This window comes from Streptomyces griseus subsp. griseus, assembly GCF_003610995.1.
GTDB lineage: Bacteria > Actinomycetota > Actinomycetes > Streptomycetales > Streptomycetaceae > Streptomyces.
On sequence record NZ_CP032543.1, the window covers coordinates 1955940 to 1978314 of the forward strand.

Genomic DNA, 22375 nt, shown 5'->3' on the forward strand with positions numbered 1-22375 from the left:
GTCCAGCCCTATGAGCATGGGGACGGCGACAGCCACGTACGCGGAAGACTTCGGCACCCTCGCGGACGGGTCGCCGGTCCGCCGGTGGACGCTGGAGCGGGACGGGGTCCGCGTCCGCGTGCTGACGTACGGGGCGATCGTGCAGTGCGTGGAGGTGCCGGGGCGCGACGGGGTGCGGGGAGCCGTGGCGCTGGGGCTGCCGGAGGTGGCGGGGTACGAGGAGTTCCCGGCGCCCTATTTCGGTGCGGTGGTCGGGCGGTACGCCAACCGGATCGGGGGCGCCTCCTTCGTGCTGGACGGCCGGACGTACCGCCTGACGCCCAACGAGGGTCGCGTCCATCTGCACGGCGGGGTGCGGGGCTTCGACAAGCGGGTGTGGGCGGCGGAGCCGGTGCCGGGCGGGGTGCGGTTGTCCCTGGTAGCCGAGGACGGTGAGGAGGGTTATCCGGGGCGGGTCGACTTCTCGGTGACGTACACCCTGGGGCCTGGCGGGGCGCTGCGGATCGGCTACCGGGCGGTGACCGACGCGCCGACCGTGCTCAACCCGACCTCCCATCTGTACTGGAACCTGGCGGGCGCGCTGAGCGGGAGCGCGCTGGGGCAGGAGCTGCGGATCGCGGCCGGGAACTTCACGCCGGTGGGCCCGGACGCGGTGCCGACCGGGGAGTACGCGCCGGTGGCGGGGACCCGGTTCGACTTCCGGCGGGGGCGGGCGGTGGAGGCGGGGTACGACCAGAACTTCGTGCTGGACAGCGACGGGGACGGGGACGCCTCGCCGGGCGGGGGTCGTTTCGCCGCCGAGCTGTACGACGCCGGGTCCGGGCGGGTGCTGACCGTTCGGACCACCGAGCCGGGGCTCCAGCTCTACACGGCCGACCACTTCGACGGGCGGCCGTTCGTGCCGTGCGCCGGGATCGCGCTGGAGACCCAGCACTTCCCGGACTCGCCGAACCGGCCGGAGTTCCCCAGCACCGTCCTGCGGCCCGGCGAGGAGTTCGTCTCGCGTACGGAATACGCCTTCTCGGTCCGCTGAGTCCTCGGTACGCCGGCCCTCGGTCCGCTGAGCTCTCGGTTGCGCTGAGTCCTCGGCGCGGGACGCTGGAGTCCTACTCCGACTGACCGTCGGTGACCTCCACCCTGGTGGTCGCGCGGACGTCGGCCAGGGAGCGGGCGGCCTGGACCTCGTACGTGCCGGGGACCGTCCGCCAGCCGTACGCCTCCTCGTCCCAGACCTGGTACGCGCGCGCCTCGACGGGGACCGTGACCTCCACGCTCTCGCCGGGGGCCGCGGTGACCCGGGCGAAGCCGGCGAGCCAGCGGGCCGGGCGCTCGGGGGCGGTGGGGGCGGGTGCGGGGGCCAGGTAGATCTGGACGGTGTCGCTGCCGGGGCGCGGGCCGGTGTTGCGGACGCGCACGGTGACCGAGTCGGGGGTGGCCGTGACGGTGTCGTACTCCCAGGTGGTGTAACCGAGCCCGTGGCCGAAGGCGTACGCGGGGGTCGTGCCGGCCTTCTCCCAGGCGCGGTAGCCGATGAGGACGCCTTCGCTGTACGGGAGTTCGCCGTTGGTCGGAGTGGTGGCGGAGACCGGGACGTCGGCCAGGGCGGCGGGCCAGGTGGTGGGGAGGCGGCCGCCCGGCTCGTCCTCCCCGCGCAGTACGTCGGCGAGCGCGTGGCCCGCCTCCTGGCCGGGGAACCAGGTCAGCAGGACCGCGGCGACCTCGTCGCGCCAGGGCAGCTCCACCGGGGAGCCGGAGTTGACGACGACGATCGTACGGGGGTTGGCGGCGGCGACCGCGTGGACCAGGGCGTCCTGGTGGCCGGGGAGGCGCAGGTCGGTGCGGTCGAAGCCCTCGGACTCGACGCGTTCGGTGGTGCCGACGACCACGATCGCGGTGTCCGCGCCGCGGGCCGCCTCGACGGCCTCGGCGATCAGTTCGTCCGGGTCGCGGAGCGGGGCGAGGTGGACGAGCGAGAAGGCGACGCCCTTGAGCGGGTGGCCGGTTCCGGGGCCGGGGCGGTGGTTGAGGGAGACCCGGACGGGGGTGTGCGCGGTGAGGGGGAGGCGGCCGCGTTCGACCGGCTCGTTGAAGAAGGCGCCCAGCGGGTCGGTGCCGGGGGCGCGGTCCTGGGTGCCCTCGAAGAGGGGGTGGTCGTCGACGGTGAGGGCGAAGGAGCCGGTGCCCCGGGTGCCGAAGGTGTGCTCGCCGCTCTCGCGCGGGGTGAAGGTGCCGGTGATCTCGACGGTGTCCAGGGTGTCGTGGGTGACGCCGTCGGGCAGGTCGGCGCCGATCCACTGGATCTGGCCGCTGGGCAGCGGGACGGTGGCGAGGACGGTCCCCGCCGCGTCGCGGCAGACGGCGGTGAGGTCGAACCCGGCCTCCGCGATGGCCAGTTCGTCGCTGGGGTCGGCGCCGACGGCGTAGGTCAGCGCGCCCTCGGGAAGGGCGGCGGTGAGCCCGTCCAGCGGGGAGACCACATGGTCGGGGAAGACCAGGGCCGAGCCGCCGCCGAGCACCCGGGCGTCCCGGGCGAGCGCTCCGGAGAGGGCGACGGTGGTCCCGGGGGCGAGCGGGAGGGCGGCGGCCCCGTCGCGTACCTCGTTGCGTACGAGCACGAAGGAGCGGCGGGCGATCTCGCGGGCCAGCGCAGCGCCGTCCACGGGGGCGGGGAGGTCGGCGGCGGGCACGGCGGGCGGAGCCGACTCCAGGGCGCCGACCCGGGCGGCGAGCAGCAGGATGTTCCGTACGGCGATGTCGACGATCTTCTCGTCCACCTCACCGGCCCGGACCGCGTCGGCCAGCGCCTCGCCGTAGACCGTGCGCGGGCCGGGCATCGCGGCGTCCAGCCCGCCGGTGATGGCGCCGACGGTGGTCCGGGCGGCGAGCCAGTCGGAGACGATGAAGCCGTCGAAGCCCCATTCGCCGCGCAGCACGGCGTTCTGGAGGTAGCGGTGCTCGGTCATCGTGGAGCCGTTGACCTGGTTGTAGGCGGCCATGATGCCCCAGGGGTGGGCGTTCCTGACGATCCGCTCGAAGGGGGCGAGGTACAGCTCGCGCAGGGGGCGCGGGGCGACGACGTTGTTGACGGTGAAGCGGTCGGTCTCGGCGTCGTTGGCCACGAAGTGCTTGACGGTGGTGCCGACCCCGCCGTCCTGGACGCCCCGGACGTAGCCGGTGCCGATCTCGCCGGTGAGGTACGGGTCCTCGCTGTACGCCTCGAAGTGCCGGCCGCCGAGCGGGGTGCGGTGCAGGTTGACCGTGGGCGCGAGCAGCACATGGACGCCCTTGCGGCGGGCCTCCTGGGCGAGCAGCCTGCCCGCGCGGCGGGCCAGCTCCGGGTCCCAGGCGGCGGCGAGCGCGGTGGGCGAGGGCAGGGCGATCGAGGGGTCGGCGGCGGTCCAGCGGACGCCCCGGACCCCGATCGGGCCGTCCGACATCACCAGGGAGCGCAGGCCGATCGCGGGCAGGGCGGGCAGCGACCACAGGTCCTGGCCGGCCAGGAGGCGCGCCTTGTCGTCGAGGCCGAGGGCCGCGAGGGCCGCGTCGACGGCCTCCCGGCGGAGCGCCTTGGAGTTGCTGGTGCTGGACGCGGCTGCCACGGCCGTACCTCCTGGTCGAGTCCGGTGGACGCCTCCATGGTGACGCGCATACCGGCTGCTCGGTAGGTTTCGTTACTTTTCCGTTACGTCATCGGAGGCGGGGCCGCCGACGACGTACGGTTCTGGTGAGCGGGACCGGCGTGGGGCCGGGCGGCAGGGAAGGGGCCGGCGATGGCACGGGCCAGGAGCGAGGAGCGGCGGGCCGAGATCCTGCGGGCCACCTTCGAAGTCATCGCCGAGCGCGGCTACCGGGGCGCGACGCTGGGGGCGGTGGCCGAGCGGGTGGGCCTGACCCAGCAGGGGCTGCTGCACCACTTCCCGACGAAGGAGGCGCTGCTGGTGGCGGTGCTGGAGGAGCGGGACCGCTGGGACACCGGCGGGGGCGGGGGCGAGGAGGGGGCCTGGCGGCTGGAGCTGCTGGGCTCGCTGGTGGAGTACAACGCGATGCGGCCGGTGATCGTGCGGACCTTCTCGGCGCTGCTCGGCGAGAGCGTGACGGAGGACCACCCCGCCCGGGAGTTCTTCACCCGCCGCTACACCCAGGTCCGGGCGGGCATGGCGGCCACACTGCGCGCCGAGTACGGCGACACGCTGCCGGGCGGTCTGACCCCGGAGCGGGCGGCGGTGCTGCTGGTGGCGGTGATGGACGGGTTGCAGTACCAGTGGCTGCTGGACCCGGAGGCGGTGGACATGCCGGGGGCGTTCGGGGACTTCCTGGGGCTGCTGAAGGGACCCGGGCCCTCCGGGTGACGCTCCCCCGAACTCGCGGTCAGGCGGTCTTCTCCGGCACGGCGGGCGCGGCTCCGCCGCCCAGCGGGTCGACCAGGTCGCGGGCGAGGAGGGTGGCCCCGGCGACCGCTCCCGGCATCAGGAACACCGCGACGAACGGGACCAGGAACGAGGCGGCGAGCGGGACGCCGAAGCCGAGCACCAGCAGCCGGCGGCCACGCAGCAGACCGAGCCGCTTCTTCAGGACCAGCCCCCGGCGCTGGAGGGCCACCCCGGTCAGCTCCTCCGCCAGGAAGAAGCCGGAGACGCAGAGGCCGATCGCGGGGACGACGGTCTGGCCGACGACCGGGATGAAGCCGCAGGCGAAGAGGGCGATCCCGAAGAGGGCGACGCGCAGCAGGATGCGTACGGAGTCCCGGGCGGAGATCCACAGTTCGCGCCAGAGCGGCAGCCCCGACTCGTGGACCTCGCCGCCCTCGCTCCGTTCGACCTCCTCGGAGAGCGACTCGTAGAACGGCTGGCCGACCAGGAGGGTGACGGCGGTGAAGGTGATGACCGCGAGGAAGAGTCCGAAGACGAAGACGAACGCGGTCAGCGTGGTGCGGAGCAGGCCGAGCCAGGGCGAGGACCAGTCGTCGGCGAACGGGGTGGCCCAGGCGGCGAGGTCGTCGGCGCCGTAACCGAGTCCGACCAGGGCACCGGCGTACACGACCAGGGTGATCAGTCCGGGCAGCAGTCCGAAGCCGAACCACCGGCCGTGCCCGAAGACCCAGCTCTGCCCCTTCAACAAGTAGCCGAAGCCTGCCCCGAGATCGCTCATGGGCGTCAGCGTACTGGCGTACGGAAAGCGGTGAGGACCGCACCCCGGAGCGGGGTGCGGTCCTCACGTCGAGGCGGTTCCGTCAGGCGACGGAGAGCTCGACCTTGATGTTGCCGCGGGTCGCGTTCGAGTACGGGCAGACCTGGTGGGCCTTCTCGATGAGCGACTGGGCGGTGGCGGCGTCGACGTTGGGGATGGTCGCGCTGATGGCGACCTCCAGGCCGAAGCCGCCGGCCTCGGTCTTGCCGATGGAGACGGAGGCGGTGACCGTGGAGCCGGAGATGTCGGCCTTCTCCTGGCGGGCGACGACGCCCAGCGCGCCCTGGAAGCAGGCGCTGTACCCGGCCGCGAAGAGCTGCTCGGGGTTGGTGCCCGCGCCGCTGCCGCCCATGGCCTTCGGCGGGTTGACGACGACGTCCAGCTGGCCGTCGTCCGAGGAGACGCGGCCGTCACGGCCGTTCTCGGCGGTGGCGACAGCGGTGTAGGCGACGTCGATCTTCTGGATGGTCATGATGTGAGGGTTCCTCCTGTTGGTGCGCCGCGACTCGCGCCCACGACCGCGACGGCCTGGGACGAGCCTAACGCGTGACCGGGAGCGGCCGGGGGCGGGTCAGACGAGCGAAACGATCATCTTCCCGGTGTTCTCACCGCGCAGGAGGCCGACAAACGCGTCGTAACCGTTCTCGATGCCCTCGACCGTCGTCTCGCGGTACTTCAGTTCGCCGGAGGCCAGCCAGCCGGCGACCTCCTCGACGAACTTCGGCTGGAGGTCGGCGTGGTCGCCGACGAGCATGCCCTGGAGCCGCAGCCGCTTGCCGATGATCAGCGCCATGTTGCGCGGGCCGGGGGTCGGCTCGGTCGCGTTGTACTGGGCGATCATGCCGCAGATGGTGGCGCGGCCGTGCACGTTGAGCGCGCCGATCGCCGCTTCGAGGTGGTCGCCGCCGACGTTGTCGAAGTAGACGTCGATGCCGTCGGGGGCGGCTTCCTTGAGCTGGTCGCGGACGGGCCCGTTCTTGTAGTTGAACGCGGCGTCGAAGCCGTACTCCTCGGTGAGGAGCTTGACCTTCTCGTCGGAGCCGGCGGAGCCGATGACCCGGGAGGCGCCCTTGAGCTTGGCGAGCTGGCCGACCTGGCTGCCGACGGCACCGGCGGCGCCGGAGACGAAGACCGCGTCGCCCTCCTTGAAGGAGGCGACGTCGAACAGGCCCGCGTAGGCGGTGAGTCCGGTCATGCCGAGCACGCCGAGGTAGGCGGAGAGCGGGGCGAGGTCGGGGTCGACCTTCACCGCGTGCTTGGCGGGCACGTCGGCGATCTCGCGCCAGCCGAGGCCGTGCAGGACGTGGTCGCCCACCGCGAAGCCCTCGGCGTTCGAGGCGATGACCTCGCCGACCGCGCCGCCCTCCATCGGGTGGTCCAGCTGGAAGGGCGGGGTGTACGACTTCACGTCGTTCATCCGGCCGCGCATGTACGGGTCGACCGAGAAGAACTTGTTGCGGACGAGGATGCGGCCTTCGGCCGGAGCGGCCACGGCGGCCTCACGCAGCGCGAAGTCCTCGGCCTTGGGCCAGCCGTGGGGGCGGGCGACGAGGTGCCATTCGCGGCTGGACGTGGGAAGTGCTGCAGACATGGGCTCGGGTTCTCCTCAATGTCCTACGGGGGAAGCCTTACGGAAAAGCTTCATGACATGAAACAACCGTGCACCTGAATATTTCATATTGTCAAGTAACTCGGTACGCTGGTCTCCATGGCCACCCGTACAGACCCCCTGACCCTTGAGGTCGTCGACCTCATCGGCACCGTCGTGGCGCGCTACCACGAGGAGTACGACCGGGCCGCCGCCGAGCACTCCCTCACCGGGGCGCAGGCGCGGGTCCTCGGGCTGCTCGCGCTGGAGCCGACCCCGATGCGGAAGATCGCCGTCAAGCTGAAGTGCGAGCCGTCGAACGTGACCGGCATCGTCGACCGGCTGGAGACCCGCGGCCTGGTCGAACGCCGGCCCGACCCGGTCGACCGCCGCGTGAAGGTGGCCGCCGCGACGGAGACGGGCGTGCGGACGGCACGGCAGCTGCGGGACTCGCTGAACTTCGCCCGGGAGCCGCTGGCCGGGCTGTCGGAGGCGGAGCGGACGGCGCTACGGGATCTGCTGCGGCGGATGCTGGGCGAGGGGTAACGCCTCAGCGCCCGCGCGGGGCCCTCACCGGCACCACCAGAGGAACGGCGTGCAGGTCGGCGACGGGGTCGGGGTGGGCGTCGGGGACCCGGACGGGTCGTCCGGCGGCGGGGGCGCCGGTGCCGTCGGCGGCTCCTCCGGCTCGCCCGGCCCCGGCGGGTCGGCGGGCGGGCTGTCGGAGGGGCCCGGAGTGGAGCCGGGTGAGGCGGTCGCCTCGTCCGGCTCCGGGGCCGAGGACGTCGTGGGCACGGTGGAGGCATCGGGGCTGGGCGACTCCCAGGGGCCGGACGCCGAGGCGCTGCCCGACGGGGAGGGGTCCTCGGGCTCGCCCACGCCGGAGGTGACCGGGCCCGGGTCCTGCGGCGCCCCGCCACCGGACGCGGAGTCCGGCACGGTCTCCTCGGGGCCGCGCGGTGCGTCCTGTACGAAGTCGGCGGCGGCGTCGTCCCGGCCGCCCGGCTCCATCGCCAGCTCCGCCAGGCTCAGCGCACCCGCCGCCAGGACCAGACCGCCCACCGCGAGCAGCACCGTACGGCCGCGTCTGCGGTGGCTGCCCCGCGCACGCCGGCGGGAACGGGTCGCGGGAGCGGGCGCCGCGGCTCCCTCGGAGGCGTCCCGCGCCTGCCCCGCGGGCGTCGGCGCGGGCACCGCGAAGGGGCCCAGTGCCTCGGCGGGAGTTCCGCACCCGGCGCAGGCCAGGGCTCCGTTGAGATGCCGTCGGCACGGGTGGCAGTAATCCATGGCGCCCGCAGATTAGACATGCGCAGATCAGCAGAGGAAGCGGCCCAGGTGAGGATCCTGTGAGGAACGCCGGATTCCGCCAACAGCCGGTCCGATACGCCTGACCTGCGGGAAGATGGGCGGCATGACCGCTCCCACCCCCTTCGGCCCCCGCGAGTTCCAGCTCGTCCTGCTCCGCAGGATGGCCGACCACCAGTCGGGTCGAGGACGCGCGCCAGGAGCTGAGCGCCTCGCTCGCCGATATGCGGGAGGCCAACCGCCGCTGGCAGGCCATGGTCCGCGCGCCCCGGGGGCGGGGATCGCTGCGGCGCTACCGCTCGGTGCTCGGCGAGCCGGAGCTGACGCTGAAGCGCAGGGTCGGCGACCTGGAGTGCGAGGCGCTGCTCTGGCCGGTGCCGCTCTGGCCGGACCTCCGGTTCGAGGTGATGGCCGGGCCGGGCGGGGCCGTGTGGAACGAGTGGCTCGTCCGGGCCCCGGGCGCGGCGGGCCCCGAGCTCACCTCCGTACCCTCGCTGCGCCCCTGGTCGTGCACCGTGGACGAGGTGGCCCGGGCGTTCCCCCCGGCGCGGCCGATGGAGGGCAGCGCGCCGACCCGCTGGGCCCTGGCCCTCACCGACCCGGACAGCGGGGAGGCGTACGTCGCCGAGTTCACCTGGGGGCTGTTCCAGCGGCTGCTGCCGGGGTGAGGCCCCGGGCGGCAGCTGGCGGGGCGTCAGCTCCTCCCCCTCGTACGGCGCATCCCAGCGCGCGCGCCCCGGCCGGGAACGCGACGATGCGATGAGAGGCCGGCTCCCGCCGGTACCCCCATCCGCGCTCTCGGGAGAACCTGCCGTGACCGTCAGCCTTGATCAGCTGCAGCGTTGCCACATCGCCGTCGATCTCGGGGCCGCGAGGACCCGTGTGTATGTCAAGGGGCTCGGGCTCGTCGTCGACGAACCGAGCGTCGCCGCAGTCAACACCCGTACCGGATCGCTCATCGCGGTCGGCGTGCTCGCCGAGCAGATGACCGGCCGCACCCCCGAGTACATCCGGGTGGTCCGCCCGGTCTCCGGCGGGACCGTCGTCGACATCGAGATGGCCCAGCGGATGCTGCGCCACCTCCTCGGTGACAAGCTCCGCCGCCAGCTGCGCCGCAAGCCGCGGCTGCGGGCGGCCGCCTGCATCCCCCACGAGGCCGACCCGCTGGCCCGGCGCGCCACGGTGGAGACGCTGACCGGGCTCGGCGCCCGGCGGGTCGAGCTGGTGGACACCCTGATCGCGGCGGCTGCGGGCTGCGGGCTGCCGGTGGAGCAGCCGACCGCGACCATGATCATGGCGTGCGGGGCGGCGACCACCCAGATCGCCGTGCTCTCGCTCGGCTCCATCGTGACGGCCGTCCGCATCCCGGTCGGCGGCAACGCCATCGACGAGGCGGTGATCCAGTACCTGCGCCAGCACCACGCGCTGCTGCTGCCGAGCCAGTCGGTGCGCCCGCTGCAACTGGCACTGCACGGCAACGGCCTCCAGCTGACCGGCCCCGCCCTGACCGACATCCACGGGCGGGACGTCGCCACCGGCCTGGCCCGCTCGGTGCAGGTCGACACCGCCGCCGTACGGCGGGCCATCCACACCCCGCTCACCGCCGTCCTCGACGGGGTCGGCAAGGTGCTGCGGGAGTGCCCGCCCGACCTGGTGGCCGACCTCGCGGACCGCGGGATCATGATGGTGGGCGGCAGCGCGCTGTTGCCGGGACTCGACGAGATGCTCCGCGACGCGACCGGCATGCCGGTGCACATCGCCGACCGCCCGGATGTGTGCTCGGTGCTCGGCCTCGGTGCGATGCTGGACGGAAAGATCCAGCCGATGGTCCTCAACCCGCTGGCTGGCTAGTCCCGTTGACCCGCGTCGACCGGCTGCCGCTCCTGCTGGAGGCCGTCCTCAGCATCGGCAGCGACCTCGGGCTCCGGGCCACCCTCCAGCAGATCGTGGACACCGCGAGCGCGCTGACGGGGGCCCGCTACGGGGCCCTCGGCGTGCTGGAGCCCGACCAGGACCGGACCGAGGCCCTCTACACGACCGGGATGACCGAGGCGGAGCGGCAGCACATCGGACGCCTCCTCCCGGAGGGCCGGGCCGGGCTCCTGTCCGAGGGCGGCGGCCGGGAGCCGGACGGGCTGCCGGAGCGGGCCTTCCTCATGGCCCCGATCCAGGTGCACACCGAACTCTTCGGCCACCTCTGCCTCACGGAGAAGAGTTCCGGCCCCTTCAGCGAGACGGACCGGGCCCTGCTACACGTGCTCGCCTCCCAGGCGGGCATCGCGATCGGCAACGCCCGGCTCTACGAGAGCGCCCGGCAGCGCGAGCGGTGGATCGAGGGGGCGGCCGCCGTCACCACGGCCCTGCTGACCGGGACCGACGCGGCCGACGCCCTGATGACCGTGGCCGAACGTGCCCGGGTGCTCGCCGGCGCCTCGGCCGGGGTGATCCTCCAGCCGACGGAGGCGGGCGGGATGGAGATCGTGACCGCCTCCACCCTCGACGACCCGGCGGGCATCGTCGGCGCGACCATCGCGCCGGGCTCCCCCGTCCTGGTCCAGCTCCTCGGCGGCGAGCCCGTCTTCATCGACGACTCCGCCACCGACCCCCGGATGACCACCGACGTACGGTCCCGGTTCGGGCCCAGCATGATGCTGCCGCTCCAGAGCGGCGGCCGGCTCATCGGCACCCTCGCCCTGCCCCGGCGGCGGGGCGCACCCCCGTACACGGCGGTCGACCGGCTGCTCGCGACCCAGTTCGCCTCACAGGCGGCCCTGGCGCTGGTGATGGCCGACGCGCAGGCGGACCGGGAGCAGCTCGCGGTGTACGAGGACCGTGACCGGATCGCCCGTGACCTGCACGACCTGGTGGTCCAGCGGCTCTTCGCGACGGAGATGATGCTGGAGTCGACGCGCCGGCGGACCACGGGTGAGCAGGCCGCGGGCGGGGAAGGGGCCGGTGAGCTGATCGGCCGGGCCGTGGACGAGCTGGACTCCACCATCCAGGAGGTCCGCACCGCGATCTTCGCCCTCCAGCAGCCGCCCGCCGAGGCCCCGAGCACCTTCCGGGGCCTGGTCCTGCGGGAGACCGGGGGCGCGGCGGCGCTGCTGGACTTTCCGCCGTCGGTGCACTTCACGGGGGCGGTGGACGCGCTGGTGGGCGAGGAGACGGGCCGGGAGCTGCTGGCGGCGCTGCGCGGGGCGCTGGCCGCCGCCCACCGCAGGCCCGGGGTCTCGGCGATCGACGTGGCGGTGGACGCGACGGTGCGGCTGCCCGACGGGCGGAGCGCGGTGCGTCTGGTGGTGGCGGACGACGGGCGGGACGAGGAGGGCGGCCGGTCGACGACGGTGACCTGGCAGGCGCCGTTGTGAGCACCGCCGGGCAGGTGCGATCAGTGCTTCGGGGCCGCCCGCAGCGCGATCCGGGTGGTGGAGTGGGCCACGCCCGCCTCCTGTTTCAGCCGCCGCAGCAGCGAGTCCAGCGCCACCGGGTCGGCCGCCGTGGCGCGGATCAGATAGTCGTGGCCGCCGGTCACATGCACCACCTCCGTGATCCCGGGCAGCATCAGCACCGAACGTTCGAACTCCTCGTTCGTCGTGTCGAGGCGCAACGTCACATCGATGAAGACGACCAGGCCCGAACGGGTGTCGGCGGCCGGGTCGACGATGACGGTGAAGCCGCGGATCACCCCGTCCTTGCGCATACGGCGGACCCGGTCGCCCGCCGCGTTGGCGCTGAGGCCCACCCGTACGCCCAGATCCCGGTACGAGATCCGCGCGTCCTCCTGGAGAATGCCGAGGATTTCCCTGTCCAGCCGATCCATACCGCGATTGTCCCAGCTTGCGGCGGTATCGGCTGATGAGAGCGCGTACCGGCCGAGAGAAACCCGCAGTCGCCCGGTCGGCGCAGCCCGGCGGGCCGTGCGCTCCCCCGCGTCCTTGACTTGTCGTGTGAACACCGCCGTCAAGCAGTCCCCCGAGCCCCCGGACGCCCCCGCTGCGGCGCCCGCCGCGCCCTCCCCGGCCGCGTACCGCAATCTCGTCATGGCCACGATCGGCTTCGCCCTCACCTTCTGGGCGTGGAACCTGGTCGCGCCGATGTCCGCGGACTACAAGGACCGGCTGGGGCTCAGCTCGTTCCAGCAGTCGTTCCTGGTGGCCGTGCCGGTGCTCGTCGGCTCGCTCGGCCGGATCCCGGTGGGCGCGCTGACCGACAAGTACGGCGCGAAGCTGATGTTCCCGCTGGTGTCGGCGCTGACCATCGTGCCGGTGCTGCTGCTGATCCCGGCGAAGAACTCGTACGGGGCGATGATCGCGGTCGGCTTCCTGCTGGGGCTCGGCGGGACGACGTTCGCGATCGGTGTCCCGTTGGTCAACTCGTGGTTCCCGCCTGCCAAGCGGGGATTCGCGCTGGGCGTGTTCGGGATGGGCATGGGCGGGGTGGCGCTCTCCGGCTACTTCACCCCGCGCATCGCCAAGCACGGCGACAACCTGCCGTTCCTCGTGGTGGCGGGCGCGCTGGTCGTCTTCGCGCTGCTCGCCGCCGTCCTGGTCAGCGACCACCCCGACCGGAAGATCCCCACGGACACGTTGGTGCACCGGCTCGGGGAGGCCGGGAAGCTGCGGGTGACCTGGGAGCTGTCGGCGCTGTACGCGATCGGCTTCGGCGGGATCGTGGCGTTCGGGGTCTATCTGCCGACGTATCTGAAGACCTGGTACGAGATGTCACCGACCGAGGCGGGCACCAAGGCGGCCGGGTTCGCGCTGGTCACGGTGGTCTTCCGGCCGATCGGCGGCTGGCTCTCGGACCGGATCCACCCGGCGCTGGTGACCTCGGGCGCACTGCTGCTGGCGGCCCTGATGGCGATCGTCCAGGCCTTCGAGCCGCCCCTGAACCCGGTCGGCACCATCGCTCTGCTGGCCATGGCGGCGGGGCTCGGCACGGCGAGCGGCAGTGTGTTCGCCCTGGTCTCGCAGGTGACCCCGCAGGCCAAGGTGGGCAGTGTGACGGGCATCGTCGGCGCGATGGGCGGGCTCGGCGGCTTCGTACCGCCGCTGGTGATGGGGGCGATCTACAGCGCCAAGGACAGTTACGCGATCGGCTTCATGCTCCTGTCGGATCTGGCGCTGGCGGGGTGTGTCTACGCGTACGGACGGATGCGGAACATCCAGCGCGACGGGTGAGACCCGGGCAGGGAAGAACGGCCGCGTTCCCGCCGGAACGCGGCCGTTCGCGCGAGGGCCCGGGAAGGGCTATCGGCGTCGCTGTCCGAAGCGGTCCGCCCAGTACGCGGTCCGGTCCAGGTAGGCCGTCTCGGCGGCCGCCCCGGTCTTGCCGTAGGCGCCCTCGAAGGTCTGGTAGCCGTGGCCCGGCGGCGGGTCGGAGGCGGCCGGCTCGATGGAGCTGCCCTCGTGCCACTCGTTGAACGAGGTGACGGAGACCCAGGTCGGGTCACCGCCGACGGCCGGGTCCAGGGCGTTGGTCCACTGGCGGTCGTACGAGGCGCCGTCCGCGCGGCCCAGGGTGGGGTGGTGTTGCCGGGGACGGCCCGGTCGTCGAGGTAGCCGGGGGCGACCGAGGGGGCCCAGACCAGGCCGTTGGCCTTGGCGTAGTCGCCCGCCTGCTTCCAGCCGGGGGCGGTGGCGCCCGCGATGCCGTCGTAGGTGTAGATCCCGCCGAAGTGGGCGACCTTGGAGGTGTCGGTGGTCTGGGCGAGGACGACGGCGGTGTCCTTGACGGCGTCCAGCGCCGACCAGTCCTGGATCTTCAGGCTCTCGAAGATGTAGTAGGCGTTGCGGTCGCCGTGTGAAGCGTCCCGGTAGAACGCCGGATGGTGGCCGAACTCCCCTTCCAGGTAGGCGATGTCGTCGACGACGGAGGCGGCGGTACGGCCGTTGTACGGCTCGATGTGCCAGGCGACCTCGATGCCGTGCCGCGCGGCGGCGTCCATCACGTCACCGGCGAGGCCGTCCTCGTAACTCCCCTGCCCCCACCAGCTGTAGACGATGACGCCCGCGCCGGACCGGTTCACCCACTCCATGTGCTGGTCGACGGCTCCGCTGATGTCCCCGGAGTCGTACGGGCCGAGCTTGGGATAGAGGTCGGCGCCGATGGAGTCGGGCGGGGTGTGGCCGCCCTGCTGCCAGTGGCGCCAGCTCCCCGCCGGACCTTCCGGGGTGCCGTACCAGGGGTAGTAGAAGAGGTGGACGTCGGACGAGCCGCCCGCCTCGGTGGCCGGGGCGCGGGTCAGGGTGAAGCGGTCGACGTCGAAGAGGGCGCCCGCTCCCCCGGTGAACCGCAGGAAGAGCGGGCCCGCGCCCGGTGCGGCGGCCGTCAGGGCGGTGGTGACCTCGGTGAAGGTGTCCCAGCCGCCGGTCGGGGCGACGGCCACCGAGCCGAGGAGCTGCCCGGTGGCGGAGCCGGCGCGGACCTCGACGGTGCCGCCCGCACCGGCCGAGGAGACGGTGGCGGTGAAGGCGGTGGCCCCGGCCGGGTCGAGGGTGGCGTAGCCCGCCCAGTCTCCGTCGTCGATGTGGCCGAGGGTGGCGCCGCCGCTCGCCGCCGCGTGCGGGGCGGCCTGGACGCCGGAGGAGGAGGTGTACGCCTCCGCCTCGGCGCTGTCACCACCCGGGTCCGGGTCACCGGTGGGAGAGCAGTCCGCCTCGACCGCTCCGGCCGCGTACCGGATACCGCCCAGGAGGAGTTGGCGGAAGTCCGGGTCGGCGAAGGACTCGATGGTGTGGCCGAGGCCGGTGTAGAAGGAGCGGCCGTCCTGCTGCGGGTGGCACCAGGTGATGGGGTGGTCGCCGCCCATCTCGCCGCCGCTGTAACTGGATTCGTCCAGCGACTGCAGTACGTGGACGTCTCCGCGCGGGTTGGAGCGGTAGTCGTACCACTCGTCGGTCCGCGTCCAGGTGTCGTCCAGGTGCGCGGTGGCCGGGTGGACGTGGTCCTCGGTGGTGAGGCGGGCCTCCTGGACCGCCGGGTGGCTCTTGAACCAGGCGCCGACGAGGTCCTCGTACTCCGGCCAGTCGTACTCGGTGTCGGCCGCCGCGCGGACGCCGACGAAGCCGCCGCCCCCGTCGACGTACCCCTTGAGGGCGTTCTGCTGGGTGTCGTCCAGGACGTCGCCGGTGGTGGAGAGGAAGACGACGGCCTCGTACTCTCCGAGGTTCTGCGGGGTGAAGGCGGTCGCGTCCTCGGTGGCGGTGACGGTGAAGTCGTTGGCCGCGCCCAGCTGTTGGAGGGCGGTGATGCCCGCCTGGATGGAGTCGTGGCGGAACCCGGCGGTCTTGGAGAAGACCAGGACCTGGTACGGGTCGGCGGCCGCGGCCGCGCCGGGGACGCCCGGGCCGAGGAGGGCGGCCCCCAGGGCGAGGGCGGCGGCGCAGGCCAGGCGGCGGATGCGGGATCGTCTCATCGGTTGCTCACCTCTGCTCCCTGTGTGGTGAAGGTGAAGGCGTCCAGGTCGAAGAGGTTGCCCTGGCCCGTCGGGCCCTTGAAGACGAGGAAGAGCTCGATGGGTCCCGCGGGGGCGTTGCCCACGTCCGCCGTGACGTCCACGAAGTCCTCCCAGCCGCCGGTCGGGGCGACGGTGAGGGTGGACAGGAGGGTGCCGGTGGGCGAGCCCGCCCGCAGCTCCAGGGTGCCGCCCGCGCCGCCGGAGGCGACCCGGGCCGTGACGGAGGTGGCGTCGGAGAGGACGTACGGCTCGAAGGAGATCCAGTCGCCGTCGTCGGTGTAGCCGACGGTGGCGCCGCCCTCGGCGGGCCCGTGCGAGGCGACCTCGATACCGGACTGGGCGGAGAAGTGCTCGCCCTGGCGGTGGCGGGGCTGGAGGATCGAGTCACTGTGGGTGGTCAGCCCGCCCGCGTCGGTGTACTCGGCGTCGAAGACCCCGTAGATGTTGGCGGCGCTGTCGTGCTCGCCGTCGACGGGGACGTCGATGGTGCCGGAGCAGCCGTTCTTCGAGGTGATCTGGTGGCGGTGGCTGTCATGGCCGAGGAGATAGGTGACCTTGACCTTGGAGCAGTCGATCGTGCCGTCCTCGGGGTCGCTGACGGTCACGGTGAACGGGACGGAGTCGCCGAACGAGAACAGGGTGCCGTCGGCGGGGGTGTCGAGCGTGACCGTGGGCGCGGTGTTGCCCGCCGTCACCACCAGGCTCGCGGTGCCGGTGAGCCCTTCGGGGTCGGTGACGGTGAGGGTCGGGGTGTAGGTCCCGGCGGTGGTGTAGGTGTGGCTGGGGTTGGCGTCGGTGGAGGTGGCTCCGTCGCCGAAGTCCCAGGCGTAGGTGAGGTCTCCGCCCTCGGGGTCGTTGCTGCCGGCCGAGGAGAAGGAGACCGCGAGCGGGGTGGGCCCGGAGGTCTTGTCGGCGGCGGCCCGGGCGACCGGGGAGCGGTTGCTGCCGGCGAGGTACTCGATGCGGTACAGCGCCTGGTTGCCCGCGCCGGTCCCGTAGTCGAGGACGTACAGCGCCCCGTCAGGTCCGAAGGCGGAGTCCATCACCTGGGTGCCGGTCCACGGGAAGGTGTCGATGGTGCCGGGGGACCCGTCGGCCTTCACCTCCACGGGCTTGATCCACCGGCGGCCGTACTCGGTGGCGAAGAACCGGCCGTCGAGGGAGGCGGGGAACTTCACGGCCGAGTCGAGGTCCGGGTCGAAGTTGTATACGGGACCGGCCATCGGGGATTCCGAACCGCTGCCGAACTCCGGCGGGGAGCCCTCGTCACCCGCGTACCGGATCCAGGCGGGCTGGGCGGGAGGGAGCGTGGTGAGGCCGGTGTTGCGGAAGGAGTTGTTGGCCGGGCCGTTGGCACAGTCGTACTTCGCGCCTGCGGGACCGCTGGGGAAGGTGTACTCGCCGTACGTCTCCGTGGGCGTGTTGGTGCCGGTGCAGTACGGCCAGCCGAAGTTGCCGGGCTCGGTGACGCGGTTGAACTCGACCTGGCCGCTGGGTCCCCGGTCCGGGTCGGTGGTCCCGGCGTCAGGCCCGTAGTCGCCGATGTAGACGGCCCCGGTCTCGCGGTCGACGGACATCCGGAACGGGTTGCGGAAGCCCATCGCGTAGATCTCGGGGCGGGTGTTCGCGGTGCCGGGGGCGAAGAGGTTGCCCGCCGGGACGGTGTAGCCGCCGTCGGCGGTCGGCGTGATCCGCAGGAGCTTGCCGCGCAGGTCGTCGGTGTTGCCGGAGGAGCGCTGGGCGTCGAACTGCGGGTTGCGGTCCGTGCGTTCGTCGATGGGCGCGTAGCCGCTGGACTCGAACGGGTTGGTGTCGTCGCCGGTGGTCAGATACAGATTCCCGGCGGCGTCGAAGTCGATGTCCCCGCCGACGTGGCAGCACTGGCCCCGGTCGCTCTCGACTTCGAGGAGGACCTTCTCGCTGGCGGTGTCCAGCGTTCCGTCGGCCTTGAGTACGAAGCGCGAGAGGTTCAGATGCCCCTTCCACGCCTCGAAGTCGGCGGCGGATCCGGTGGTGGGGGCGTCGCCGGGCGGGGTGTCCAGGGCGGGCGAGTAGTAGAGGTAGACGTACCGGTTGGCCGCGAAGTCCGGGTCCGCGGCGACGCCTTGGAGCCCTTCCTCGTCGTGCGTGTAGACGTCGAGTCTCCCTGCCGTCCTCGTCGACCCGGCCGCGTCGGTGAGGCGGAGCGTGCCGTCACGGGCGGTGTGCAGGACGGACCGGTCGGGCAGCACGGCGAGGGACATGGCCTCGCCCAGTTCGGCCGGGCCGAGGGCGAGTTGGACCTGCTGGTAGTCGGCGGCGGGGATGTCGGCCGCGACGCGTGGGGCGCGGGCGTCGGGGTCGGCGGCCGTGGCGGTGGGGACGGCCAGGGCGGCGGCCAGCAGGGCGGCGAGCGCGGTGGCGTATCCGGACCAGCGTGGGGGTGCGGGTGACATAAGTACGGGTGTTCCTTCCTGACGGTACGTGGGGTCTGTCAGGCAAGGCGCGGTCGCGCTTTGCGACGTGCAGGTGGCCTGGGCGCGGGCGGCTTCTTACTTTCGGAGAGCGCTCCAACGGCCTTGTGGGGCAGGCTTTTTGCATGCTGGCAACGCAAAATTAATTTGTCAAGGTCGTGTCAAAATTGCGGTTCGGTGCTCCGTGCAGCGATGTGGCGGGGCCCCGGGCCCCGCCACATCGGGCTCACCGCCGCACTCGGGCCTACCGCCTCGGTCCGGCGAGAGCGTAGGAGACGGTGCCGACAGTGGCGAGGACGAAGGCCGTCCCCGTGCTCGCCCCCGTACCGGCGGGCATGAGCATCCAGGCGGCCACCTCCGTCGAGGGCGGGGCGACAAAGGCGAGGAGCAGCCAGCCGAACGGCAGTGCCCAGGCGTACGCCCCGCCCGCGAGGACGGCGCCGATGGCGGCCAGGCCGGTGAGTCCGAAGGAGTTCCGGACGGTGAGGGCGAGCGCGGTCCCGGAATCCCCGAGCGCCTGTGCCGCCGTCACCGCCGCCGCGACGGCCGTCGCGGCGGCCAGCACGTGGGCCGCACGCCGTGGCCACCAGCGGATCGCGGCTGTCCGGTCCAACGCCTGGTCCTGGCCGCCGAATCCGACGGAGGCGGCCATCGCGCCGAGGGCCAGGACGAACGCCCCGGTCCTGGGGTCGGCGGCGCTGCCGCCCCCGTCGTGGGTGAACGCCCACAGGAGCACGGTTCCGGCCAGTACGGCGAGGGCCGAGGCGGGTACGTGGCGTGATCGCGCGTAGAGCAGGACCGGGCTCATCGGGCGGAACCGCCTTCCAGCGCGGCGAGGGGTTCGCCCTGGCAGGAGTGGGTGGCCTCGCGCATCGTACGGACGCGGGCGCGCTGTTCGGCGGGCGGCAGAGCCGCGAAGACCCGCCACACCGTCTCGGCCCGGCCGGTCTGTCCGGTGGAGAGGGCACCGGGAAGGGGCTCCGGGCGGCCGGTCACCCAGCGGGTCGTGACGTACTGCGCGATGGCCTCGTCGACGACCACGGACCCGCCCCAGGAAGCGGGAAGGACGGAACACCCGGGCATCAGGCCCTGGGCGACGAACGCCTGGGTCAGCCGCTCCCCGTGCGCCCCGGTGAAGAGGGCGTCGTCGAAGCGGAAGACCACCGCGTCGGACGACCATGCCTCCGGGGAGCCGATCGTGGGGGAACCGGTGTTCTCCCGAACGGTGCGGGGCGCGCCCGGGCCCAGCTTCCGTTCGAGCAGGGAGAGCGCCGTGCCGGCCGGCCCGGTCAGGTCGGCGAGCTTCTGGCGCTGGACCCGGGAGACGCAGACCGGGCCCTCGCACACCAGCTCGGCGGCGGCCCCGTCGGCGACGTACATCCGTCGGAGGTCGGTGGGGAGCACGGCCAGCGCGATGACCAGCCCGGCCAGCAGGGGAACACCGGCCAGGAGCCTGCCGCGAGGGGTGGAGGTCATCAGGAGGGCGAGTCCGGTGGCGGCCATGCTTAGCCACCAGACGCCCTGCCCCAGATGGACGGCGGGCGCCAGGGTGGTCAGCACGTCCCGTACCTCGGCCACCGCCGGTGACAGCAGCGACAGCTGGTTGGGCTCGGTGTACGGAATGCCCTGCTCGGTGACCAGTTGCCGCTGCCCGAGCAGGTCGCCCAGGAGGACGGTGAACGCGAAGGCGGCCATGGCGAGCGCGGGCGGGGTGAACGGGGACGGCAGAGCTCTGCCGGTCCCCAGGCCCAGCAGGGCACCGGCGGCCAGCGCGAGCACGCCGACCAGGACGATCGGCACCCAGCGCAGGTGGAGGTAGGAGGTGTTGCCCGCGACCTGCACGGCACCGGACAGGACGATCAGCGCGAAGGCGGTGACGAGCGCGAGGACCAGCGCACCCGCGAGAACGGCCGTGCGGTGGAGCAGGGGCCGGGACGTGCTCGCCAGCAGCTCCGACGCCTTCGAGCGGTGGTCGCGCAGCCCTTGCAGGGCCCCGAGCCCCACGACGACGGGCCAGAGGATGACGAGCAGGGAGCGGGTCCACAGGGCCAGTGCCGTCCACTGGGCGGTCCATGCCGTGGTGCGCTTCGCCCAGGGGCCGTCCAGCAGATACAGGTAGGCGATGCCGCCCGCCAGGAGGGCGAGGGCGGCCCAGGGGGCGATCGACCGTCTGAGTTCGGTGCGGAGGGGAGCGGTGTTCACCAGTTCCCCCCATCCCGGCCGGTGCGCAGCAGGGCCGAGTAGCCGCGCTCCAGGGGGCTGTCGCCGACGTGTTCCGGGCCGCCGGCGGCGGCGAGCTCGTCGGGTGTCCCCTGGAAGACGAGCCGCCCCTCGGCGAAGAGCACCACGTCGGTGCAGGCGGCCGCGACATCCTCGACGAGGTGGGTGGAGACGAGGACGCAGGTGTCCGTGCCCAGCTGCTGGAGCAGGTCACGGAACCGGACCCGCTGCGCCGGGTCCAGGCCGGCGGTCGGCTCGTCCAGCAGCAGGATCGCGGGGTCGTTGACGATGGCCTGGGCGATGCCGACGCGGCGCACCATGCCCCCGGAGAGGGTCTTCATCCTGTCGTCGGCGCGCTCGGCGAGCCCGACGCGTTCCACGGCGCGCTGCACGGCGGCGGGGACGTCGGCCTTCGGCACCTCCTTCAGCCAGGCCATGTACGCCACGAACTCGCGGACGGTGAACCGCTTGTAGTAGCCGAACTCCTGCGGGAGGTATCCGAGCCTGCGGCGCAGAGCGCGCTGTCCGCTGCCGCCGTCGGCCGGTTCGCCCAGCAGCGTCAGACTTCCCTCGGTGGGGCGCAGGACGGTCGCCAGCGTCCGGATGAGGGTCGTCTTGCCGGCGCCGTTGGGGCCGAGCAGCCCGTGCACACCGGTGCCGAGGGCCAGGTCGAGGCCGTCGACCGCCATCTTCCTCCGGCCGACCCTCACTCTCAGTCCGGTGGCCTGGATCTCCCAGGCGTACGTGTTCGGAGCGAGGTCGGCGGCTCGTGCCGCGGGCGTGGGCATGCGCTGTTCCTTCCGGTCGGTCATCGGCCGATCCCCAGACGGGCGTAGGTGTTCCGCCGGCCGATCACGACGCCGGAGGAGAGGACGAGCACCCCGGCCCACAGGGGCAGGCCGGTGCTCGTGAGGAGGTATCCGGTGTGGCCGGTGGCCAGGGCCGGGACCACGACCGCCGCCCCCCAGAGAGCCGAGAGGAGCACGGCGGCGCGGGTCACCGCCATGACGGTGCCCAGGGCCAGGGTCAGCGTGGTGAACCCCAGGCAGGGCAGCAGCCATTGCGCCGCCCCCGCCCCGGTCGCCCAGCCGGAGGCCCAGAGGGCGGGGATCACCACGGCGAGCACCGCGGCGGTCCGCCGCAGGACCAGGGGCAGTCCGGCCAGGGAGGTCGAGGCCGTCAGTTCGTGAGCCGGGTCGGTCCCCCGGGACCAGGACACGGCCACACCGAGCACGGGCAGCAGGGGGGCGATCAGCAGGACGGGAGAGACCCCGCCGGAGCGGGCTCCGGCCAGGTCCATCAGCAGCGCGATCCCGGTCAGGCCCACCCCCGTGGCCAGCCACGGCACCATCGCCGGGGTCAGCCAGCGCGCCGGCCGCATCCGGCCGCGGCGCTGCCGCGACCGGGTGGCCGGGGCCGCCAGCTCGGAGGCGAGTCCCGTCCACACCTTCCGGGTGAGCGCCGAGACGTCGGGCGCCTGGTCGGCGACGGTCTCCGAGAGCAGCCGGCGGCAGCCGGCGCAGGCCTCCAGATGGGACTCCACCGCCCACAGGACGTCGGCGGGGAGGCCGGTGTCGCCCCGCACATAGGCGGCGATGGTGCGGGGTGATGCGTGTTCCTTGCTCATGTCAGTGCTCATGTCAGTGCCCTCCGCATGGCGATTCGGGCCCGGCGCGCGCGGGTTTTGACGGTGCCCTCGGGCAGCCCCAGCAGGACGGCGGTCTCACGGACCGTGAGGCCGTCCAGGACCATGGCCCGCAACACCGCGCGCAGTTCCGGGGCGAGCGAGCTCAACGCGTCGCCGATGTCCCCGCCGACCCGTGCGCTCAGCGCCTCCTCCTCGGCGGCCGGCGCGGTCGGCTCCGGCGCGGCCGCGACGGGCGGCGAGGCGTGGTGGGCCCGGCGACGGAAGGCGTCGACCAGGCGCCGGGCCGCGATCGTCCAGAGCCAGCCGACCGCCGTTCCCCCCGCCACGACTCCGGCGAAGCCCGCTGCCGCGCGCCAGACGGCCAGGTAGGTCTCCTGCATGACCTCGGCGACGATCTGTTCGTCGGCACAGCGCCGTCTCAGGCGCGTCGCGAGCCAGGGCGAGGTGCGCCGGTACAGCTCCTCGAAGGCGGCCAGGTCACCCCTGCTCACTCTTCGGACGAGTTGCTCCTCATC

18 protein-coding genes and 2 pseudogenes are annotated in these 22375 nt (G+C 73.1%); 7 read left to right on the forward strand and 13 right to left on the reverse strand.

What is annotated here, in order from left to right; all coding sequences use genetic code 11:
- The first annotated feature begins 10 nt into the window (after positions 1-10).
- Positions 11-1033 (forward strand): aldose epimerase family protein, encoded by a 1023-nt coding sequence (locus D6270_RS09060; protein WP_109165885.1) that lies wholly within the window; start codon positions 11-13, stop codon positions 1031-1033.
- 73 nt (positions 1034-1106) lie between these two features.
- On the opposite strand, the gene D6270_RS09065 is transcribed toward D6270_RS09060, so the two are convergent.
- Positions 1107-3599: a glycoside hydrolase family 3 protein gene (locus D6270_RS09065; RefSeq protein ID WP_109165884.1), complete on the reverse strand. Its 2493-nt coding sequence runs from the start codon at positions 3597-3599 to the stop codon at positions 1107-1109.
- 171 nt (positions 3600-3770) lie between these two features.
- Here D6270_RS09065 and D6270_RS09070 point away from each other — a divergent pair, with 171 nt between their 5' ends.
- Entirely contained in the window at positions 3771-4349 is a 579-nt protein-coding gene (locus D6270_RS09070; RefSeq protein WP_109165883.1) for a TetR/AcrR family transcriptional regulator, read from the forward strand.
- Positions 4350-4368: 19 nt separating this feature from the next.
- Here the strand turns inward: D6270_RS09070 and D6270_RS09075 are convergent, their stop codons facing one another.
- The 3 genes from D6270_RS09075 to D6270_RS09085 form a co-directional block, all read right to left on the reverse strand.
- Positions 4369-5148 (reverse strand): EI24 domain-containing protein, encoded by a 780-nt coding sequence (locus tag D6270_RS09075; protein ID WP_109165882.1) that lies wholly within the window; start codon positions 5146-5148, stop codon positions 4369-4371.
- A gap of 82 nt (positions 5149-5230) precedes the next feature.
- On the reverse strand, positions 5231-5659 hold the full coding sequence (locus D6270_RS09080; protein WP_109165881.1) for an organic hydroperoxide resistance protein: 429 nt from the start codon (positions 5657-5659) through the stop codon (positions 5231-5233).
- A gap of 99 nt (positions 5660-5758) precedes the next feature.
- The gene (locus D6270_RS09085; protein WP_109165880.1) at positions 5759-6778 is read right to left on the reverse strand and encodes an NADP-dependent oxidoreductase; all 1020 of its coding nucleotides are present in this window, start codon (positions 6776-6778) and stop codon (positions 5759-5761) included.
- A 117-nt stretch (positions 6779-6895) separates the two neighbouring features.
- Here D6270_RS09085 and D6270_RS09090 point away from each other — a divergent pair, with 117 nt between their 5' ends.
- The gene (locus D6270_RS09090) at positions 6896-7321 is read left to right on the forward strand and encodes a MarR family winged helix-turn-helix transcriptional regulator (protein ID WP_109165879.1); all 426 of its coding nucleotides are present in this window, start codon (positions 6896-6898) and stop codon (positions 7319-7321) included.
- A gap of 24 nt (positions 7322-7345) precedes the next feature.
- Here D6270_RS09090 and D6270_RS09095 read toward each other — a convergent pair whose 3' ends face one another.
- Positions 7346-8062, reverse strand: coding sequence for an SCO2400 family protein (locus tag D6270_RS09095; RefSeq protein ID WP_204117137.1), 717 nt, complete (start codon positions 8060-8062; stop codon positions 7346-7348).
- A gap of 124 nt (positions 8063-8186) precedes the next feature.
- On the opposite strand from D6270_RS09095, the pseudogene D6270_RS09105 reads away from it, so the two are divergent.
- The 3 genes and pseudogenes from D6270_RS09105 (at position 8187) to D6270_RS09115 (ending at position 11448) form a co-directional block, all read left to right on the forward strand.
- Positions 8187-8748: pseudogene (locus tag D6270_RS09105) on the forward strand (hypothetical protein).
- Positions 8749-8893: 145 nt separating this feature from the next.
- Positions 8894-9931 carry a rod shape-determining protein gene (locus D6270_RS09110; protein ID WP_109165877.1) on the forward strand — a complete coding sequence of 346 codons (1038 nt, stop codon included), beginning with the start codon at positions 8894-8896 and terminating at the stop codon, positions 9929-9931.
- Positions 9932-9936: 5 nt separating this feature from the next.
- Complete coding sequence (locus tag D6270_RS09115) at positions 9937-11448, forward strand: sensor histidine kinase (RefSeq protein ID WP_109165876.1); 1512 nt, start codon at positions 9937-9939, stop codon at positions 11446-11448.
- A 20-nt stretch (positions 11449-11468) separates the two neighbouring features.
- Here D6270_RS09115 and D6270_RS09120 read toward each other — a convergent pair whose 3' ends face one another.
- Entirely contained in the window at positions 11469-11900 is a 432-nt protein-coding gene (locus D6270_RS09120; protein ID WP_109165875.1) for an Lrp/AsnC family transcriptional regulator, read from the reverse strand.
- Between the two features lie 127 nt (positions 11901-12027).
- Between D6270_RS09120 and D6270_RS09125 the strand changes: the two genes are divergently transcribed.
- Positions 12028-13260: a nitrate/nitrite transporter gene (locus D6270_RS09125; RefSeq protein ID WP_109165874.1), complete on the forward strand. Its 1233-nt coding sequence runs from the start codon at positions 12028-12030 to the stop codon at positions 13258-13260.
- 69 nt (positions 13261-13329) lie between these two features.
- Here the strand turns inward: D6270_RS09125 and D6270_RS09130 are convergent.
- From D6270_RS09130 to D6270_RS09160, 7 genes and pseudogenes are all read right to left on the reverse strand, one after another.
- Positions 13330-15497: pseudogene (locus D6270_RS09130) on the reverse strand (ThuA domain-containing protein).
- Positions 15494-17974, reverse strand: coding sequence for a PQQ-dependent sugar dehydrogenase (locus tag D6270_RS09135; RefSeq protein WP_109165872.1), 2481 nt, complete (start codon positions 17972-17974; stop codon positions 15494-15496). The pseudogene D6270_RS09130 and the gene D6270_RS09135 overlap by 4 nt, the downstream one beginning before the upstream one ends.
- A 262-nt stretch (positions 17975-18236) precedes the next feature.
- Positions 18237-18800 (reverse strand): hypothetical protein, encoded by a 564-nt coding sequence (locus D6270_RS09140; protein WP_109165871.1) that lies wholly within the window; start codon positions 18798-18800, stop codon positions 18237-18239.
- Positions 18797-20194 (reverse strand): hypothetical protein, encoded by a 1398-nt coding sequence (locus D6270_RS09145; protein WP_109165870.1) that lies wholly within the window; start codon positions 20192-20194, stop codon positions 18797-18799. Before D6270_RS09145 ends, D6270_RS09140 begins: the two co-directional genes overlap by 4 nt.
- Complete coding sequence (locus D6270_RS09150) at positions 20191-21024, reverse strand: ABC transporter ATP-binding protein (RefSeq protein WP_109165869.1); 834 nt, start codon at positions 21022-21024, stop codon at positions 20191-20193. The genes D6270_RS09145 and D6270_RS09150 overlap by 4 nt, the downstream gene beginning before the upstream one ends.
- Positions 21021-21839 carry a zf-HC2 domain-containing protein gene (locus tag D6270_RS09155; RefSeq protein WP_109165868.1) on the reverse strand — a complete coding sequence of 273 codons (819 nt, stop codon included), beginning with the start codon at positions 21837-21839 and terminating at the stop codon, positions 21021-21023. Before D6270_RS09155 ends, D6270_RS09150 begins: the two co-directional genes overlap by 4 nt.
- 8 nt (positions 21840-21847) lie before the next feature.
- Entirely contained in the window at positions 21848-22351 is a 504-nt protein-coding gene (locus D6270_RS09160) for an RNA polymerase sigma factor (protein ID WP_225976798.1), read from the reverse strand.
- Between the last annotated feature and the right edge of the window lie 24 nt (positions 22352-22375).

Excerpts from the sequence above, each read along its gene's own strand:
- D6270_RS09060 (WP_109165885.1), top strand. The coding sequence starts at position 11 with ATGAGCATGGGGACGGCGACAGCCACGTACGCGGAAGACTTCGGCACC.
- D6270_RS09070 (WP_109165883.1), top strand. The coding sequence starts at position 3,771 with ATGGCACGGGCCAGGAGCGAGGAGCGGCGGGCCGAGATCCTGCGGGCC.
- D6270_RS09075 (WP_109165882.1), bottom strand. The coding sequence starts at position 5,148 with ATGAGCGATCTCGGGGCAGGCTTCGGCTACTTGTTGAAGGGGCAGAGC.
- D6270_RS09080 (WP_109165881.1), bottom strand. The coding sequence starts at position 5,659 with ATGACCATCCAGAAGATCGACGTCGCCTACACCGCTGTCGCCACCGCC.
- D6270_RS09085 (WP_109165880.1), bottom strand. The coding sequence starts at position 6,778 with ATGTCTGCAGCACTTCCCACGTCCAGCCGCGAATGGCACCTCGTCGCC.
- D6270_RS09090 (WP_109165879.1), top strand. The coding sequence starts at position 6,896 with ATGGCCACCCGTACAGACCCCCTGACCCTTGAGGTCGTCGACCTCATC.
- D6270_RS09095 (WP_204117137.1), bottom strand. The coding sequence starts at position 8,062 with ATGGATTACTGCCACCCGTGCCGACGGCATCTCAACGGAGCCCTGGCC.
- D6270_RS09120 (WP_109165875.1), bottom strand. The coding sequence starts at position 11,900 with ATGGATCGGCTGGACAGGGAAATCCTCGGCATTCTCCAGGAGGACGCG.
- D6270_RS09135 (WP_109165872.1), bottom strand. The coding sequence starts at position 17,974 with ATGTCACCCGCACCCCCACGCTGGTCCGGATACGCCACCGCGCTCGCC.
- D6270_RS09140 (WP_109165871.1), bottom strand. The coding sequence starts at position 18,800 with ATGAGCCCGGTCCTGCTCTACGCGCGATCACGCCACGTACCCGCCTCG.
- D6270_RS09150 (WP_109165869.1), bottom strand. The coding sequence starts at position 21,024 with ATGACCGACCGGAAGGAACAGCGCATGCCCACGCCCGCGGCACGAGCC.
- D6270_RS09155 (WP_109165868.1), bottom strand. The coding sequence starts at position 21,839 with ATGAGCAAGGAACACGCATCACCCCGCACCATCGCCGCCTATGTGCGG.